The sequence below is a fragment of the Streptomyces roseolus genome (assembly GCF_014649855.1).
GTDB classification, from domain to species: domain Bacteria; phylum Actinomycetota; class Actinomycetes; order Streptomycetales; family Streptomycetaceae; genus Streptomyces; species Streptomyces roseolus.
The window spans coordinates 279,521-297,452 of sequence record NZ_BMTV01000002.1 but is presented as its reverse complement, the minus strand read 5'-3'; the positions used below and the strand labels follow the sequence as shown (position 1 = coordinate 297,452).

Annotated in this window: 16 protein-coding genes; 6 read left to right on the top strand and 10 right to left on the bottom strand. The window is 71.6% G+C overall.

Translation table 11 applies throughout. The features are described from left to right. Position 1: 1 nt before the first annotated feature. The 4 genes from IE245_RS03420 (at position 2) to IE245_RS03405 (ending at position 4,662) form a co-directional block, all read left to right on the top strand. Positions 2-685, top strand: coding sequence for a hypothetical protein (locus IE245_RS03420; RefSeq protein WP_189945180.1), 684 nt, complete (start codon positions 2-4; stop codon positions 683-685). A 53-nt stretch (positions 686-738) separates the two neighbouring features. Further along, the gene (locus IE245_RS03415) at positions 739-1,554 is read left to right on the top strand and encodes a DsbA family protein (RefSeq protein WP_189945179.1); all 816 of its coding nucleotides are present in this window, start codon (positions 739-741) and stop codon (positions 1,552-1,554) included. A 141-nt stretch (positions 1,555-1,695) separates the two neighbouring features. Continuing rightward, entirely contained in the window at positions 1,696-3,345 is a 1,650-nt protein-coding gene (locus IE245_RS03410; protein WP_189945178.1) for an alkaline phosphatase D family protein, read from the top strand. A 318-nt stretch (positions 3,346-3,663) separates the two neighbouring features. Beyond that, on the top strand, positions 3,664-4,662 hold the full coding sequence (locus IE245_RS03405; RefSeq protein ID WP_229851048.1) for a zinc metalloprotease: 999 nt from the start codon (positions 3,664-3,666) through the stop codon (positions 4,660-4,662). A 56-nt stretch (positions 4,663-4,718) separates the two neighbouring features. Here the strand turns inward: IE245_RS03405 and IE245_RS03400 are convergent, their stop codons facing one another. The 6 genes from IE245_RS03400 to IE245_RS03375 form a co-directional block, all read right to left on the bottom strand. Continuing rightward, positions 4,719-5,300: a dienelactone hydrolase family protein gene (locus IE245_RS03400; RefSeq protein WP_189945177.1), complete on the bottom strand. Its 582-nt coding sequence runs from the start codon at positions 5,298-5,300 to the stop codon at positions 4,719-4,721. Positions 5,301-5,347: 47 nt separating this feature from the next. Beyond that, complete coding sequence (locus IE245_RS03395) at positions 5,348-6,934, bottom strand: Na+/H+ antiporter (RefSeq protein ID WP_189945176.1); 1,587 nt, start codon at positions 6,932-6,934, stop codon at positions 5,348-5,350. A gap of 90 nt (positions 6,935-7,024) precedes the next feature. Beyond that, positions 7,025-7,492: a GNAT family N-acetyltransferase gene (locus IE245_RS03390; RefSeq protein WP_189945175.1), complete on the bottom strand. Its 468-nt coding sequence runs from the start codon at positions 7,490-7,492 to the stop codon at positions 7,025-7,027. Beyond that, positions 7,489-8,430, bottom strand: coding sequence for an RluA family pseudouridine synthase (locus tag IE245_RS03385; protein WP_189945174.1), 942 nt, complete (start codon positions 8,428-8,430; stop codon positions 7,489-7,491). Before IE245_RS03385 ends, IE245_RS03390 begins: the two co-directional genes overlap by 4 nt. A 30-nt stretch (positions 8,431-8,460) precedes the next feature. Next, positions 8,461-9,021, bottom strand: a complete 561-nt coding sequence (gene lspA, locus IE245_RS03380; RefSeq protein ID WP_189945173.1) for a signal peptidase II — start codon at positions 9,019-9,021, stop codon at positions 8,461-8,463. 340 nt (positions 9,022-9,361) lie between these two features. Then, entirely contained in the window at positions 9,362-9,676 is a 315-nt protein-coding gene (locus IE245_RS03375) for a DUF6980 family protein (RefSeq protein ID WP_189945172.1), read from the bottom strand. A 65-nt stretch (positions 9,677-9,741) separates the two neighbouring features. On the opposite strand from IE245_RS03375, the gene IE245_RS03370 reads away from it, so the two are divergent. Then, a protein-coding gene (locus IE245_RS03370; RefSeq protein WP_373305255.1) for an IS5 family transposase occupies positions 9,742-10,616 on the top strand; the annotation gives its coding sequence in 2 pieces (ribosomal slippage) (positions 9,742-10,108 and positions 10,108-10,616; 876 coding nt in all). A gap of 21 nt (positions 10,617-10,637) precedes the next feature. Here the strand turns inward: IE245_RS03370 and IE245_RS03365 are convergent. Further along, positions 10,638-11,732 (bottom strand): TraR/DksA family transcriptional regulator, encoded by a 1,095-nt coding sequence (locus IE245_RS03365; RefSeq protein WP_189945171.1) that lies wholly within the window; start codon positions 11,730-11,732, stop codon positions 10,638-10,640. Between the two features lie 557 nt (positions 11,733-12,289). Between IE245_RS03365 and ileS the strand changes: the two genes are divergently transcribed. Continuing rightward, positions 12,290-15,427, top strand: a complete 3,138-nt coding sequence (gene ileS / locus IE245_RS03360) for an isoleucine--tRNA ligase (RefSeq protein ID WP_189945170.1) — start codon at positions 12,290-12,292, stop codon at positions 15,425-15,427. A 378-nt stretch (positions 15,428-15,805) separates the two neighbouring features. Here the strand turns inward: ileS and IE245_RS03355 are convergent, their stop codons facing one another. The 3 genes from IE245_RS03355 to IE245_RS03345 form a co-directional block, all read right to left on the bottom strand. Further along, positions 15,806-16,873, bottom strand: a complete 1,068-nt coding sequence (locus IE245_RS03355) for a DivIVA domain-containing protein (RefSeq protein ID WP_189945169.1) — start codon at positions 16,871-16,873, stop codon at positions 15,806-15,808. A gap of 55 nt (positions 16,874-16,928) precedes the next feature. Next, the gene (locus IE245_RS03350; protein WP_189945168.1) at positions 16,929-17,219 is read right to left on the bottom strand and encodes a YggT family protein; all 291 of its coding nucleotides are present in this window, start codon (positions 17,217-17,219) and stop codon (positions 16,929-16,931) included. A gap of 81 nt (positions 17,220-17,300) precedes the next feature. Further along, positions 17,301-17,921: a cell division protein SepF gene (locus IE245_RS03345; RefSeq protein ID WP_189945167.1), complete on the bottom strand. Its 621-nt coding sequence runs from the start codon at positions 17,919-17,921 to the stop codon at positions 17,301-17,303. Between the last annotated feature and the right edge of the window lie 11 nt (positions 17,922-17,932).

The window sequence follows — 17,932 nt, the reverse complement described above, 5'->3', positions numbered from 1 at the left end:
GATGGACATGGCAGGGACGCGGCTGAGGGCGCTGCGGGCGGCGGTCTTCACGGCACTGGTCGTGACGCTGTCCGTGGCTTCCCATGTGCTGCTCTCCCGGGCGCCGCTGCCGCTGGGCACGGTCGCCCCGGTCGCCGTCGGCGTCTTCGCCGTGGCGTACGCGCTGGCCGGCCGGGAGCGCGGCTTCGGCCCCATCGCGGGGCTGCTCGTCCCGCTGGAGCTGGCCGCCGACACCCTCTTCACCTCCGGCCAGGCCGTCTGTTACGGCCCCGCCGGCGGGCCGGTCGCGGGCGCGCTGCGGTCCTTCGGGGTGGAGGTGCTGTGCGGCGGGGCCGTCGGCACCCCGCTGCCCGGGGTCGCGGCGCCCGGGGGCGGCGCCGCCGCGGTGCTCGCCTCCCCCGACCCGGCGCTGCCGTGGCTGCTGCTCGGCGCCCACGTGACGGTCGGCCTCGCGGCGGCCGGCTGGCTGCGCGGCGGGGAGCGGGCGCTCGCCCGGCTGCTCGGCGCGGCGGCGGCCTCGGCCTTCCGGCCGCTGGGGCTGGTCGCGGCCCTGCTGGGCGCGGACCGTCCGACGGCGCCGGGTCCGGCGCGCCCCGGGCCCCGGCCGCTCCCGTCCCGTACGCGTCTCCTGGTGCACTCCGTGGGGCGGCGGGGACCGCCGCGGGCGGCGCTCGCTCTCGTCTGAGCGCTCCCCCGGCCCTCCCCTCACCTCCTTCACCTCTCCGGAGAACCACGATCATGAGTGCACGCAACAACCAGGCCAACAAGGCTGCCGCCCGCGAGCGTCTGCGCGCCGAGCGCGAGGCCCAGGCCAAGAAGGACCGGGCCCGCCGGCAGCTGGTCGTCGGCGTCTCGGCGGTGGCCGTGCTCGCCGCCGCCGGAGGCATCGGCTACGCCGTCGTCCAGGCCAACCAGCCCACCGCGTGGGAGACCGCCGCCGACGCGAAGACGATCACGGCTCCGAAGAACACCGAGGGCGAGAACGGCACGACCGTCGTCATCGGCAAGGACTCCGCGAAGAAGACCCTGGAGCTGTACGAGGACTCCCGCTGCCCGGTCTGCGCGACCTTCGAGCAGTCCGTCGGCCCCACCGTCGAGAAGGACGTCGAGGCCGGCAAGTACAAGGTCAAGTACGTCGGCGCCACCTTCATCGACAACATGGACCAGGGCGAGGGCTCGAAGAACGCCCTGTCGGCGCTGGGCGCGGCGCTCGACGTGAGCCCGGAGGCCTTCCTCGACTACAAGGCGGCGCTCTACTCCGCGAAGTGGCACCCGGAGGAGAGCGAGGACAAGTTCGCGAAGGACTCCTACCTCCTGGAGGTCGCGGACACCGTCCCGGCCCTGAAGGCCGACGCCGCCTTCAAGAAGAACGTGGAGGACGGCACCTTCGACGCCTGGGCGATGAAGATGTCGAAGACCTTCGACGAGAGCGGGGTGACGGGCACCCCGACGCTGAAGATGGACGGCAAGACCCTCACGGCGGCGGGCTCGCAGAACCCGCCGCTGACCGTCGAGGAGTTCAACGCCGCCCTCACGCCGGTCCTCGGCGGCTGACGCCTCTCCTCCGCTTCCCGGCCCGCGCGGGCCGGGGAGCGAGGGGCCGTCGGGAGATCGTCGTGAGCGGCGGGCGAAGCTCCGGAAAACTTTCCGCTTCTGCCTGTCAACCTTTCATACCCGTCAGTAATCTGACTGGCCGTGACCAGTCACTCCATATCTCCCGCCCCCACGCGGCGCACGGTCGTCAAGGCCGCCGCCGCCACCGCCGTCACCGCCCCCGCGCTCCTCGGCGCGGCCGCGCCGGCCCTCGCGGACGCCCCGGCGCCCGCCTTCCTGCACGGTGTCGCCTCGGGCGATCCGCTGCCCGACGGCGTCCTGCTGTGGACGCGCGTCACCCCCTCCCCTGAGGCCGTGCCCGGCTCCGGGCTCGGCGCGGACGTCCGCGTCGACTGGGAGGTGGCCGAGGACCGCTCCTTCACCCGGGTCGTCGCCTCGGGTTCGGCCACCGCCTCCGCCACCGCCGACCACACCGTCAAGGCCGACGTCCGCGGACTGCGCCCGGCCACCGCCTACTTCTTCCGCTTCACCGTCGGCGGCGCCGTCTCGGCCGCCGGCCGGACCCGCACCGCCCCGGCCGCCGACTCCGCCGTCCCGGGGGTCCGCTTCGGCGTGGTGTCCTGCGCCAACTACGAGGCCGGCCACTTCTCCGCGTACCGGCACCTCGCCGCCCGGGGCGACCTGGACGCGGTCCTGCACCTGGGCGACTACCTCTACGAGTACGCGAGCGGGGTCTACCCGGAGGCGAAGGACACCGTCCGGACCCACGAGCCGCGCCACGAGATCGTCTCGCTGGCCGACTACCGCACCCGGCACGGCCGGTACAAGACGGACCCGGACCTCCAGGCGCTGCACGCGGCCCACCCGGTGGTGGCGATCTGGGACGACCACGAGTTCGCCAACGACGCCTGGACCGGCGGGGCCGAGAACCACACCCCCGGCGCCGAGGGCGACTGGGCCGCCCGGGTGGCCGCCGCCAAGCGGGCCTACTTCGAGTGGATGCCGGTCCGCACCTCCACGGAGGGCACGGTCTTCCGCCGCCTCCGCTTCGGCCGGCTGGCCGATCTGCACCTGCTCGACCTGCGCTCCTTCCGCTCCGCCCAGGCGAAGACGGGCTCCGGCTCGGTCGACGACCCGGAGCGCACGCTCACCGGCCGCGCGCAGCTCGACTGGCTGAAGTCCGGCCTGGCCGGTTCGGACGCCGCCTGGCAGCTGGTCGGCACCTCGGTGATGATCTCGCCGGTCGCCTTCGGCTCGCTGCCCGCGTACCTCCTGGAGCCGCTGGCCGAGCTGATGGGGCTGCCGGCCGAGGGGATCGCGGTCAACGTCGACCAGTGGGACGGCTACACCGACGACCGCAGGGAACTGCTGGGGCACCTGAGCGCGCGAGGGATCCGGAACACCGTCTTCCTCACCGGCGACATCCACATGGCATGGGCCAACGACGTGCCGGCCAAGGCGGCCACGTACCCGCTCTCGGCCTCGGTGGCGACCGAGTTCGTGGTCACCTCGGTGACCTCGGACAACCTGGACGACCTGCTGAACGTGGCCCCGGGCACCCTCTCGGTGGTGGCGGCCGGCGCGGTGAAGGCGGCCAACCGGCACGTGAAGTGGGTGGACATGGACCACCACGGGTACGGCGTCCTGGACGTGACCGCGGACCGCTCGCAGATGGACTACTACACGGTCTCCGACAAGCGCGATCCGGCCGCGACGGCCTCCTGGGCGCGCTCCTACCGGACCCTCAGCGGGACGCAGCGCGTCGAGCGGGTGTACCAGCCGGTCATCTGACGGGCCCTCGGCCGTCTCCTGACGGCCTCCTGATCGACGATTTTCAGCCATGATCTTCTTTGTTAACGGCAGATCACATGGCTACGGCGGGTGGTGGATCCGGACAGGCGAATCCGGACACACCACCCGCCACCGGCACAGGTTTCATTACGTCGGTGTCTCAAACTCCGGAAGCCGCCCAAAAATTTCTTCCCGATGCCCTGAATTGTCCTCCGATTGATTGGGCCTGATCACCGCTCAACGGTGTCTGACATGGACGCGTAATCTCCCCGCCGTGGCGAGGAAGTACCTCCCACAACCCCCCGCGAGGAGTCACCTGTGCGTGCTCTTGTCCGTATATCGCCGCGTACCTCACGTCGTGTACTCGGCACCGCCGTCCTGGCCGGAACCCTGGCCCTGGCGCCGTTCTCCGCCCCCGTGGTCGCCCAGGCCTCCCCCACCCTGGCCGGCGCGTCCGCCGAGGAGTGCGCCGACGACGCGGCCGCCTTCTCCGGCGCCCGCAAGGAGAAGGGCGCCGACACCCACGCCCACGAGCCGAACGAGGTCTCCGCCGCCCAGGCCAAGGCCATGGACGCCGACCTGAGCAAGAAGCTCTCGGCCCTGAAGTCGAGCGGCCGGCTCTCCGCCACCGCCGCCACGGCCGGCGCGAGCATCCCGGTCTACTTCCACGTCGTCCACAGCGGCACGACCGGCAAGCTGAGCGCCACGGACATCAACAACCAGATGAACGTGCTCAACGCGGCCTTCGGCGGCCAGGGCACCGGCAACGTGAACACCGGCTTCCAGTTCACCCTCGCCGGCACCACCTACACGGACAACGCCTCCTGGTACAACCTGGCCTCCGGCTCCACCGCCGAGAAGCAGATGAAGCAGACCCTCCGCCAGGGCGGCGCGAACGCGCTGAACATCTACACCGCCAACCTCAGCGGCGGCCTGCTCGGCTGGGCGACCTTCCCGTCCTCGTACCAGTCCAACCCGTCCATGGACGGCGTCGTCCTGCTCGACGCCTCCCTGCCGGGCGGCTCGGCGGCCAACTACAACCAGGGCGACACCGCCACCCACGAGGTCGGCCACTGGATGGGCCTTTACCACACCTTCCAGGGCGGCTGCAACGGCAACGGCGACTACGTCACCGACACCCCGGCCGAGAAGTCCCCGGCGTACGAGTGCCCGACCGGCCGTGACTCCTGCGCCTCCAAGACCGGTGTGGACCCGATCCACAACTTCATGGACTACACGTACGACGCGTGCATGTACCAGTTCACCACCGGCCAGGTGACCCGCATGAACGACCACTGGACCGCGTACCGCGCCTGACGGCCCGTCCGCGCACCGTGAACGCCCCCGGGGGATTCCCCCGGGGGCCGTCCCCGTCACTCCTCCCCGGCGAGCCCGTCGAGGAAGTCGAGGGCGATCGCCCAGGTCCGCTCCGCCGCGTCGGGGTCCCAGTCCGGCAGCTCCGGATCCGTGTACACGTGCCCGGCCCCCCGGTAGCGGTAGACCTCCACGTCCGCACCGGCCCTGCGCATCTGGAGGTACCACGAGGACAGCCAGTCGTCCGTCTCGAACGGGTCCGGCTCGGCCACGTGCAGCTGGACGGGCAGCTCGTCCACCGAGGCGTTCGGCGCCAGGTCCGAGGTGCCGTGGAGCAGCAGCAGCCCGCGCGCCTTCTCGTCGCCGAGCGCCAGGGTCTGCGCGACCGAGGCGCCGAAGGAGAAGCCCGCGTAGACCAGGCCGCGCTCCGAATAGGGGGCGGCGGCCATGACCGCGCGCTTCAGCAGCTCGTCCGAGCCGATCTCGTCCTTCTTCGCCATGGCCACCTCCACCGAGTCGGTGGTCCAGCCGTCGAAGAGGTCCGGCACCCACACCTGGTGGCCGGCGGCCCGCAGCCGGTCGGCGGCGGCGTCCACGGCCGGGCGCTTCCCGTAGACCGAGTGGAAAAGCATGATGTCCATCCCGCCATCCTGCCACCCGCCCCCGGCGACCCGAGGGAACCCCCAGGTCAGCGCAGCGAGCGGACGTCCAGGTGGCGCAGCACCCGGTCGACCACCTCCGGGTCGGCCCCCGGCTCGCTGCGCGCCGAGAGCACCGCGTGGCGCGCGGCGGACAGCATCTCGCGCTGAATGGCCTGGAGCCGCTTCACCCGGGCGGCCCGCTCGCTGAAGGCGGCCCGCCGCTCCTCGTCCACCATGTCCGGGCTGATCCGCGCCCCGATGTCGAAGGCCCCGCGCTGGAGCCGCTCGGCGACCTCCTCGGGCAGCTCCTCGACCTCCTCGATCTCCTTCAGGCGCCGCTTGGCGGCCTTGGCGGCCCGCAGCGCCAGCTCCCGCTCGAAGGCCCGCTCGGCGTCGGCGTCGGCCTCCACCCCGAGCCTGCGCACCAGCCACGGCAGGGTGAGCCCCTGCACCACCAGGGTGGCGAGGATCACGCAGAAGGCGAGGAAGATCAGCTCGTCCCGGCCGGGAAAGGGCGAACCGTCCTCCGTGGTGCGCGGGATCGCGAGGGCCAGCGCGACCGAGGCCACCCCGCGCATCCCCGACCACCACATGACGACGGTCTCCCGCCAGCTCGTCGGGATCTCCTCGTCGACGTTCCGCCGGTCGTGCAGCTTCTGCGCCAGCCAGCCGGCCGGCAGCAGCCAGAGCAGCCGGACCCCGACGACCACGCCGACGACCGCCGCGCCCCAGCCCAGCATCTCGCCCACGTGCCCCTCGGCGGCGCCGAGGACGTGGATGAGCTCCAGGCCGATGAGACCGAAGGCGATGCCGGTGACCAGGGTGTCGACGATCTCCCAGAAGGTCTGCCCGGCGAGCCGCCCCATCACGTCGTCGGCGTCGACCGCGTACTCGGCGAGGAAGAGCGCGGTGACGAGGACCGCGAGGACGCCGGAGCCGTGCAGCTCCTCGGCGAGGACGTAGGAGACGAAGGGCACGAGGAGGGTGAGCCCGGTCTGCAGGGTGGCGTCGCCGAGGAAGCCCATGAGCTTGTTGGTGACCCAGCCGAGGGCGAGGCCGACCGCGATCGCCACCACCGCCGAGAGGACGAACTGGCCGAGCGCCTCGGGCCAGGAGAACTCGCCGCTCACCACGGCGGCGATGGCCACGTGGTACAGGACGATCGCGGTCACGTCGTTGAAGAGCCCCTCGCCCTCCAGGATCGACACGAGCCGCCGGGGCAGCCCGAGCGAGCCGGCCACGGCGGTCGCCGCGATCGGGTCGGGCGGGGCGACCAGGGCGCCGAGCGCCAGCGCGGCGGCCAGCGGGATGCCGGGCACCAGCGCGTTCGCGACCGCGCCGACGGCGGCCGTGGTCACGAAGACCAGGGCCACCGCGAGCAGGAAGATCGGCCGCCGGTTCGCCGCGAACTGCCGCCAGGAGGTCCGCTGCACCGAGGCGTAGAGCAGCGGGGGCAGCACCAGCGGGAGGATGAACTCGGGCGGGATGTCGACGTTCGGAACGAAGGGCAGGAAGGCCAGCACGATCCCGAGGAGCGTCATCAGGACGGGCGCGGGCAGCCCCAGCCTGTCACCGAGCGGGACGGTGAGCAGGGCGCCGAGGAGCAGCAGGAACAGGAGGGCCAATTGATCCACGGCCCCACCCTGTCACGTACGCCCGTTTTGACGTCGATTGCCCCCCCTGCTCGGGGGGCCATGTCCGCCGCGGTGCGGGGAGGGGCGCTCCTAGAGCACCCGGCGCATCGCCCGGTGCGGGATCCCCGCGTCCGGGAACTCGTCGCCGTACGCCACGTAGCCCAGCCGCTCGTAGAAGCCGAGGGCGTGGGTCTGCGCGTGCAGGTCGACGGCGGTGAGACCGCGCTCGCGGGCCGCGTCCTCGATGGCCCGGACCAGCGCCGCTCCGACGCCGAGACCGCGCGCCGCCCCGGCGACCGCGAGCCGGCCGAGCGAGCCGACGGAGGCGTCCGCACCGGTCTTGCCGGTCGCGTCGGCGCCGTGCAGCAGCCGTCCGGTGCCCAGCGGCACGCCGTCCGCGCGGACCGCGAGGACGTGCACGGCGGTGGCGTCGTACGGGTCGTACTCGATCTCAGCCGGGACGCCCTGCTCCTCGACGAAGACCTCACGGCGCACCGCGAAGCACGCCTCGCGGTCCTCGTCGGCGACGGCCTCGCGGACCGTGTACGCCCCGGTCACCGGCTCTCCGCCTCGATGCGCTCGAGGGCGGTCCGGAGGTCGGCCGGGTACTGCGAGGAGAACTCGACCCACTGCCCGTCGCCGGGGTGCTCGAAGCCCAGCCGGACGGCGTGCAGCCACTGGCGGGTGAGGCCGAGGCGCTTGGCCATGGTCGGGTCGGCGCCGTAGGTGAGGTCGCCGACGCAGGGGTGGCGGTGGGCCGACATGTGCACCCGGATCTGGTGGGTGCGTCCGGTCTCCAGCTTGATGTCGAGCAGCGAGGCCGCCCGGTACGCCTCGATGAGGTCGTAGTGGGTGACGGACGGCTTGCCGTCGGCGGTCACGGCCCACTTGTAGTCGTGGTTCGGGTGCCGGCCGATCGGCGCGTCGATGGTGCCGCTCAGCGGGTCCGGGTGGCCCTGCACCAGCGCGTGGTAGCGCTTGTCGACCACGCGCTCCTTGAACTGGCGCTTGAGCGAGGTGTACGCGTACTCCGACTTGGCGACCACCATCAGGCCGGAGGTGCCGACGTCGAGGCGGTGCACGATGCCCTGGCGCTCGGCGGCCCCGGAGGTGGAGATCCGGTAGCCGGCGGCGGCGAGGCCGCCGATGACGGTGGTGCCGGTCCAGCCGGGGCTCGGGTGGGCCGCGACCCCGACCGGCTTCATGATCACGACGATGTCGTCGTCGTCGTGGACGATCTCCATGCCCTCGACGGGCTCGGCGACGACCTGCACGGGCGCCGGGGCGCCGGGCATCTCGACCTCCAGCCACGCGCCGCCGCTGACCCGCTCGGACTTGCCGACGACGGAGCCGTCGACCAGGACCTTCCCCGCCGCGGCGAGCTCGGCCGCCTTCGTACGGGAGAACCCGAACATTCGGGCGATGGCGGCGTCGACGCGCTCGCCCTCCAGGCCATCGGGAACGGGCAGGGTGCGGATCTCGGGACTCGTGCTCACCCGTCGAGTATGCCTTGCCGCGAGGTGCGCTCAGTCCTTGTGGACGGTGCCGTCCGGGTCCAGGCCCCGGAAGGACAGGATGACGATCAGGATGCCGCCGCAGACGATCGCCGAGTCCGCGAGGTTGAAGACGGCGAAGTGGGCCGGGGCGATGAAGTCCACGACCGCGCCCTCGAAGACGCCCGGCGAGCGGAACAGCCGGTCGGTGAGGTTGCCCAGCGCGCCACCGAGCAGCAGGCCGAGCGCGATCGCCCAGGGCAGGCTGTAGAGCTTCCGGGCCAGCCGGATGATCACCACGATGACGGCCGCCGCGATGCAGGTGAAGACGATGGTGAACGCCTCGCCCATGCCGAAGGCCGCGCCCGGGTTCCGGATCGCCTCGAAGCGGAGCAGGTCGCCGATCACCTTGATCGGCTCGCGGCCCTCCAGCTTCTCCACCACGACGATCTTGCTGCCGAGGTCGAGCAGATAGGCGAGCACGGCCACGACGAAGAGCGCGACGACGCGCCGCCTGCCCCTGGGCCGCTCCTCGGCCTCCGCCGCATCCGGTGCTGAATCCGGCGTACCGATGACGCTCTCCGTCTCTGCCACGTGAGTGAGTCCCTCGTACCTCGTTGCCTGACCGTGCCCCGAGGGTACGGCACAGACGTACGAGACCGGCAGTCCGAGCCGCCGGTCCCGCACCCGGGGCGGGCCCTGGGCCCGCCCCTTCCGGATCGTGCCGGGCTCGCGGCGCCCGGCACGCACGCTCACCGCGTCGCCGCCGGTCGCCGATGTCCCCCGGCCACCGCCGGGAGGCGCCCCACCGCACCGACTCCCTCCTCCGCCCCGCGAGCGCACGCACCGGACGCCCGCCCATCACCCGCGTCAACAACGCTACGGGTCAATACACCTAGGGCCTGTTTCAGAAGTGGATCAAAGTGCTGCTTCATCACTCCTGATGTAGCGAAGCGAGCCAGCGTGCATCCTGGAACTCGGCCGGGATTTCGCCCTCGTCCAGGTCGATGCCGCGACGCTCCAGTTCGTCGTAGTAGCGGTCGCGCTGGGATTCGGGGAGGCGCTGACCGCACCACGGGCAGAAGGCGATCTCGCTGATCGCCGTGCCGCCGTCGTGGAAGATCAGCCCGTACTCCTGGAATTTGGGGATGAACAGGACCAGGGCGTCCGGGCACGCGAAGGGGTCGTCGTGCTGGCCGCACCGCCAGTTGACCTGACGGGTCATGGACTCGCAGCAGTGGTCGGTCATGCCCTCGGACTCTCGTTGATCAGCAGGATGATTGGAAGTAGATCACGGCCTGAGATGATCTTCGGGTGGGGCGGGGAGATCTGACGAACGCGCAGTGGGCCAGGCTGGAGCCGTTGTTACCGGCGGGCAGGAAGCCGGGGCGGCCTCCGGTCTGGCCCAAGCGGCAGCTCATTGACGGCATACAGTGGCGGACCCGTACGGGGGCGCCGTGGCGGGACGTGCCCACCCGGTACGGCGAGTGGGAGACCGTCTACGGGCTGTTCCGTCGCTGGCAGCGCGACGGCACCTGGGCCCGAATCCTCACCGAGCTCCAGGCCCAGGCCGACGCGAAGGACCTCATCACCTGGGAGGTCGACGTGGACTCCACGATCTGCCGGGCCCACCAGCACGTCGCCGGGGCACGCAAAAAGGGGATCTCCAGCGCGAACCGCCCGGCGGAGTCGCCGTCGAGCCGGCTGACCACAGCCTCGGGCGGTCGCGGGGCGGGCTGACCACGAAGATTCATCTCGCGGTGGAGCAGAGGCAGAAACCCTTGTCGATCGTCGTCACGGCTGGACAGCGCGGCGATAGTCCGAAGTTCGAGCCCGTGCTGGAGAAGATCCGCGTGCCCCGCGTCGGTGCCGGACGCCCGCGCACCCGCCCGGACCGAGTGCGCGCGGACAAGGCCTACGACTCCCGCAAGAACCGCTCCTACCTGCGTAGACGCAAGATCAAGGCGACGATCCCGATCCCCGCGGACCGGGTCCGCAACCGGAAGAAGTTCGGCTCTCACGGTGGTCGGCCGCCCAAGTTCTGCAAGACCGACTACCGCGAGCGCCACGCCGTGGAGTGCGTGATCAACCGCCTCAAGCGCCACCGTGCCGTCGCGACCCGGTACGACAAGCTCACCGTCCGCTACGAAGCCGCCATACTCATCGCAGCCATCAACGAGTGGCTCTGAAGATCACTTCTGAAACAGGCCCTAGCCGCGCCGCTCCTGCTTCTGCTTGTCCTCCACGCAGAGGGTGGCACGGGGGAAGGCCTGCATCCTCGCCTTGCCGATGGGCTTGCCGCAGACCTCGCAGAGGCCGTACGTGCCCGCGTCGAGCCGCTCCAGGGCGTGCTCGGTCTGCTCCAGCATCTCCCGCGCGTTCGCCGCCAGGGCGAGCTCGTGCTCGCGGGTGATGTTCTTGGTGCCGGTGTCCGCCTCGTCGTGGCCGGCCCCGTCGCCGGAGTCCCGCATCAGGCCGGTCAGCTCCTCCTGGGAGTGGGCCAGCTCGCTGCGCAGCCTCAGCACCTCGGACTGCAGTTCGCTGCGGGCCTCGGCGACCTCCTCCGGCGTCCACGGCTCCTCGCCGGGCCGCACCGCGAGCTCGCCGGTCCGTGCCGGGGGCACGGCCGCCTCGTCCTCGGCGGTCGTGACGCCACCCGCGGTCTTCTTCGCTGCCACCGTCCTGGCTCCTGTCTGCTGCTTCTTCGCGGCGGCCTTCCGGCCGACGGTCTTCTTCACGGACTTCTTCCCGGGCGGGTTCACATCCGCCCCCGCCGCCCCCGCTCCGGCTTCCCCGGGGGCGCTCCCGGCCGCGGCCTCCCCGGCGACGGCCCGCTTCGCCGGGGCCCTCGCGCCGTCGACCCCGGCATCGGCCGTCCTCTCCGCGGCGGCCTTCCCGGCCACCGGCTTCGTGACGGCCGCCTTCCCGGCCACGGCCTTCTTCCCGCCCACCTTCTTCCCGGCCTCTTCCTTCGTGGCCGCCTTCTTCGTGGCCGCCTTCTTCGTGGCGGCCGCTTCCTTCGCGGTCGCTTTCCTCGCGGCCGGCTTCTTCGCGGGCGCCTTCTCGGCGGTCGGAGCGGCGGCGGGCCCCGCACCGGCAGGCGCCGCGTCCGCCGGTGGCTCCGGCGCCCCGCCCGCGGAAGCGCTCTCCTCTGGCGCGCGTTTCGCCGCCCCGCGTGCCGGGGCCGCCGCCTTTCGCTTCCCGGCCTGGCCGTCCGGGGCCTCGGGGTCGCCCGGGGAACCGGCGTCCCCGGGGTCCCCGGCGGCGGCCGGGGACTGCTTCGCGGCGGTCTTCTTCGCCACCATGTCGCGACCCCTTCACATTTTGTGATCTTGCTCGCGCATCGTGCTGGGACGATAAATCGGCCCAAGGCGCGCGGCAACGGGGCACGCCGCCCATTTCGCCCACCCGCGGCCCCCGGCACGGACCCGTGGGAAGTGGTGCCCAACTCCCCGCCGGGTTATCCGCCCCGCCGCTCCCCCGCGCGGCCCCCGGAACCCGCCGCGCCCCGTGTGCCCATTCGGGTCACCGGGAATCCGGTCGGCCGGTGCCCCCGCGCCCCGTACACTGGCCTCAGCGAGAGGCGTCGATGGGGACCAGTAGCGTCGTACGCGAGCCATGAGCGACCCGGGGACGGTGAGAGCCCGGGGGCGAGCCCGATGCGAAGCATCACCCCGGAGCTGCCGGAAGAAAGCCGCGTGGACACGCACCACGAAGCGCGGTGACTAGACCCGGTGTCGCGACCCCAATGAGGGGGCTTCGGACGGTCACGTCCGGGGCCAAGGAGGGTGGTACCGCGGGAGCACGGCTCTCGTCCCTCCGACGGAAGCACGCCATGTCCGTCCGGAGGAGAGTCCGCCGCATGACCACGCCGCAGTACCGCCAGGTGCCCGCCCAGGTCGACCTGTCCGCGCTCGAGCACGCCGTGCTCGACTTCTGGCAGGAGAACAAGGTCTTCGCGAAGACCCTGGAGCAGTCCGAGGGCCGCCCCGAGTGGGTGTTCTACGAGGGTCCGCCGACCGCCAACGGCATGCCGGGCGCCCACCACATCGAGGCCCGCGTCTTCAAGGACGTCTTCCCGCGCTTCCGCACCATGCGCGGCTACCACGTGGCCCGCAAGGCCGGCTGGGACTGCCACGGCCTCCCGGTCGAGCTCGCCGTCGAGAAGGAGCTCGGCTTCTCCGGCAAGAAGGACATCGAGGAGTACGGCATCGCGGAGTTCAACGCGAAGTGCCGCGAGTCGGTGACCCGCCACACCGACGCCTTCGCCGAGCTGACGACCCGGATGGGCTACTGGGTCGACCTCGACGACGCCTACCGCACCATGGACCCCTCGTACATCGAGTCGGTCTGGTGGTCGCTCAAGCAGATCTTCGACAAGGACCTGCTCGTCCAGGACCACCGCGTCGCCCCCTGGTGCCCCCGCTGCGGCACCGGTCTCTCCGACCACGAGCTGGCCCAGGGCTACGAGACCGTCGTCGACCCCTCGGTCTACGTCCGCTTCCCGCTGACCTCCGGCCCGCTCGCCGGCAAGGCCGCCCTGCTCGTCTGGACGACGACCCCCTGGACGCTGGTCTCCAACACGGCCGTCGCCGCCCACCCCGAGGTCACCTACGTGGTCGCCACGGACGGCGACGAGAAGATCGTCGTGGCCGAGCCGCTGCTCGACAAGGCCCTCGGCGAGGGCTGGGTCACCACCGGCGAGTCCTTCACCGGCGCCGAGATGGAGCGCTGGACCTACCAGCGCCCCTTCGAGCTCGTCGAGTTCCCGGCCGAGGCCCACTACGTGGTCAACGCCGAGTACGTGACGACCGAGGACGGCACCGGCCTCGTCCACCAGTCCCCCGCCTTCGGTGAGGACGACCTCAAGGTCTGCAAGGCCTACGACCTCCCGGTGGTCAACCCGGTCCGCCCCGACGGCACCTTCGAGGAGGACGTGCCGCTGGTCGGCGGCGTCTTCTTCAAGAAGGCCGACGAGGCGCTCACCGCCGACCTCGACGCCCGCGGCCTGCTCTACCGGCACATCCCGTACGAGCACAGCTACCCGCACTGCTGGCGCTGCCACACGGCCCTGCTCTACTACGCGCAGCCGTCCTGGTACATCCGTACGACCGCCGTGAAGGACCGGCTCCTCCAGGAGAACGAGAAGACCAACTGGTTCCCGGACTCCGTCAAGCACGGCCGCTTCGGCGACTGGCTCACCAACAACGTCGACTGGGCCCTCTCCCGCAACCGCTACTGGGGCACCCCGCTGCCGATCTGGCGCTGCGAGGACGACCACCTGACGTGCGTCGGCTCGCGCGCGGAGCTCACCGAGCTGACCGGCACCGACCAGTCGGGCCTCGACCCGCACCGCCCGTACATCGACGCGGTCACCTTCCCGTGCCCCAGCTGCGCGAAGACCGCCACGCGCGTGCCGGAGGTCATCGACGCCTGGTACGACTCGGGTTCCATGCCGTTCGCCCAGTACGGCTACCCGTACCGGAACAAGGAACTGTTCGAGTCCCGCTACCCGGCGCAGTTCATCTCCGAGGCCATCGACCAGACCCGCGGCTGGTTCTACACCCTGATGGCCGTCGGCACCCTCGTCTTCGACAAGTCCTCGTACGAGAACGTGGTCTGCCTCGGCCACATCCTCGCCGAGGACGGCCGCAAGATGTCCAAGCACCTCGGCAACATCCTCCAGCCGATCCCGCTGATGGACCAGCACGGCGCCGACGCCGTGCGCTGGTTCATGGCCGCCGGCGGCTCCCCCTGGGCGGCCCGCCGGGTCGGCCACGGCACCATCCAGGAGGTCGTCCGCAAGACGCTCCTCACCTACTGGAACACGGTCGCCTTCCAGGCCCTGTACGCCCGTACGTCCGGCTGGGCGCCGTCCGCGGCCGACCCCGCGCCGGCCGACCGCCCGGTCCTCGACCGCTGGCTGCTCTCCGAGCTGAACACGCTGGTCGCCGAGACGACCGAGGCGATGGAGGCGTACGACACCCAGCGCACCGGCAAGCTGATCTCGGCCTTCGTCGACGACCTGTCCAACTGGTACGTGCGCCGCTCCCGCCGCCGCTTCTGGCAGGGCGACAAGGCGGCCCTGCGGACCCTGCACGACGTCGTCGAGACCGTCACCCGCCTGATGGCCCCGCTCACCCCCTTCATCACGGAGCGGGTCTGGCAGGACCTCGTCGTCCCGGTGACGCCGGACGCCCCCGAGTCGGTCCACCTCGCGACCTGGCCGGAGGCCGACGCGGCGCTCGTCGACGGCACGCTCTCCGAGCAGATGCTGCTCGTCCGCCGCCTGGTCGAGCTGGGCCGCGCCACCCGCGCCGAGTCCGGCGTGAAGACCCGCCAGCCGCTCTCCCGCGCGCTCGTCGCGGCGAACGGCTTCGCGGCGCTCTCCCCCGAGCTCCAGGCCCAGATCACGGAGGAGCTGAACGTCTCCTCCCTGGCCTCCCTCTCCGAGGTCGGCGGCTCGCTGGTCGACACCACGGCCAAGGCCAACTTCCGCGCCCTCGGCAAGCGCTTCGGCAAGGGCGTCCAGGACGTGGCGAAGGCCGTGGCCGCGGCCGACGCGGCGGCACTGGCGCTGGCGCTGCGGGACGGCGAGGCGCCGCTGGAGGTGAACGGCGAGACGATCACCGTCACGCCGGAGGAGATCATCATCACGGAGACCCCGCGCGAGGGCTGGTCGGTCGCCTCCGACTCCGGCGCGACGGTCGCCCTGGACCTGGAGATCACCCCCGAGCTGCGGCGTGCGGGCCTCGCCCGTGACGCGATCCGCCTCATCCAGGAGGCCCGCAAGAACAGCGGCCTCGACGTCGCGGACCGCATCGCGCTGCGCTGGACGACGACGTCTCCCGAGACGGCGGAGGCGCTGACGGTCCACGCGGGTCTGATCGCGGACGAGGTCCTGGCGACGGACTACGACCAGGGCGAGCCCACCGAGGCGTACGGCCCCGCCTTCGAGGACGAGCCCCTCGCCCTCACCTTCCACCTCCACAAGGCGTAACCCCTGCCAAGAAGGGCCCCCACCCATCCGGTGCGGGGCCCTTCCCCCGTTGTGGGCATACGTTCCGCCGGGGCGATGGGGGTCCCCTGCTCGAGCGAAGCCGAGAGCTCGGGGGAGGGTGGGCACAACGAAACGGCACCCTCTGCGGGTGCCTCCGCTCCTGTGCCTGGACCCGCACCCGTACGGCGCCGCACAGCAGGTGCGGGAAGCCCTGGCCCGGCAACGGGACGCCTGCCCACAGGGACAGCGGGCGCAGGCCCGCAGGGGACGGCGGGCGCGGCTCGCAGGCACGGCGAAGGGCCAGGTGCCTGGAGTGATCCAGGTCCTGGCCCTTCGGCTGCCGACGGCTACGTGCTCAACGCACGTTCAGGCGCCGCCTCAGTTGTCGTCCTCGTCGATCAGGAAGCCCCGCATCGGCGCCGGCGCCTGCTGCATCGGCTGCGGCGCCTGCGGGCGGACCGGAGCCATCGGCTGGGTCATCGCCGGGGACATCTGCTGCTGGCCGCCGTAGGACGGGCCCCCGCCCATGGACGGACCGCCGCCCATCGGGCCGTTGCCGCCGTAGGAGGGCGCGCCCGCACCGGCCGAGGCCATGGACGGGGCCGGCGGCAGCGAGGCCGTCGCCGGGGTCCGCGGCGGAGCCAGCGAGTCGTCCGCCTGGGTCTCCAGCTGACGCAGCTGGGACTCCAGGTAGGACTTCAGGCGGGTCCGGTACTCGCGCTCGAAGCCCCGCAGGTCCTCGACCTTGCGCTCCAGCGTGGCGCGGGCGGACTCCAGGGAGCCCATCGCGACGCGGTGCTTCTCCTGCGCGTCCCGCTCAAGAGCGTCCGCCTTGGCGCGGGCGTCCCGCTCCAGGCCCTCGGCGCGGGAGCGCGCCTCGCCGACGATCTTGTTCGCCTCGGAGCGGGCCTCGGCGATCGCCTGGTCGGCGGTCTGCTGGGCCAGCGAGAGGACACGCGCGGCGCTGTCGCCACCGGGCTGCTGCGGAGGCTGCGGCTGCATCTGCTGCTGCGGGTGACCCATGGGGCCGCCCTGCATCGGGCCGGGACCCATCGGACCGCCCTGCATCGGGCCCGGACCCATGGGTCCGCCCTGCATGGGGCCGGCGGGAAGCTGAGGAGCACCGGAAGGCAGCTGCGGCGGGCCCATCTGCGGCGGCTGCTGCTGGACCGGCGGACCGGATATGGCGGCGGGCACCGGGGCGCCGGGTCCGACGGGACGGTCCTGCGGCTCCGGGGGCTTGCGCATGGCCTGCTGCTGGTTCTGCGCGGCCGCGCGCGTGGCCGCGGCCAGCTTGGCGCGCAGGTCCTCGTTCTCGCGGAGCAGGCGGGTCAGCTCGGCCTCGACCTCGTCGAGAAAGGCGTCGACCTCGTCCTCGTCATAGCCTTCTCGCAGGCGGACGGTCGTGAACTGCTTGTTCCGCACGTCCTCAGGAGTCAGCGGCATCTCTTCTTCACCTCTACGTAGTCGTCGGCAGTCGGCAGGACCGTATCGTCCACACTCACCTCGCGAGGGAGTTCACGACGGAGATGAGGATGTAGACGATGATCATCAGAACGAAGAAGGACAGGTCGAGTGCCACGCCCCCGAGACGAAGCGGCGGGATGAGCCGCCGCAGAAGCTTGAGCGGTGGATCGGTGACAGTGTAGGTGGCCTCCAGAACGACCACCATCGCCTTGCCGGGTTCCCATGAACGGGCGAACTGGAAGACGTAGTCCATGACCAGCCGGAAGATCAGGAAGACGAGGAAGCACATCAGCGCGATGTAGACCACCTGTAGTGCGACGCCCATCCCGCGGTTCCCTCTCCCCTGGCTCTCGTGTGCTCAGCTTGCTCCGACCGCCCTCGCGGCCGGTCCGTCCGGTCTCGTTTCTCAGCTCTGGTTGAAGAATCCGCCCTCTGCGATCCGGGCCTTGTCCTCCGCCGTGACATCGACGTTAGCAGGCGACAACAGGAACACCTTCTGCGTCACGCGCTCAATGCTGCCATGGAGCCCGAAGACGAGTCCGGCGGCAAAGTCGACAAGTCGCTTCGCGTCGGTGTCGTCCATCTCCGTGAGGTTCATGATCACCGGGGTGCCCTCACGGAAGTGTTCCCCGATGGTACGGGCCTCGTTGTAGGTCCGGGGGTGGAGCGTGGTGATGCGGTAGGGCTCCCGCTCGGACACGACCTTGGGCATGATCACCGGTGCGTTCTTCTCCAGGTTCGGGCGTTCGGGTGTGATGGATGCCACGGGGGCAATTCGGGCCGGACGTCCACTTTCGGCGAGTACCGGGGCAGAGTGGGCGACCGGTTCCCGGGGGGCCGGAGGGGCCACCACACGCACGGGTTCCTCACGCTCGATCTGGCGCGGGGGGGTGTGGCGCCGCTCCCTCTCGGGCTCGGGCTCCAGCTCGGGTTCGAAGTCGTCGTCGGGGTCGAAGCCCCGGCCGTCGTACCCATCGTCCTCCACGAGACCGAGGTAGACCGCCATCTTGCGCATCGCGCCGGCCATGCTCCGATTCC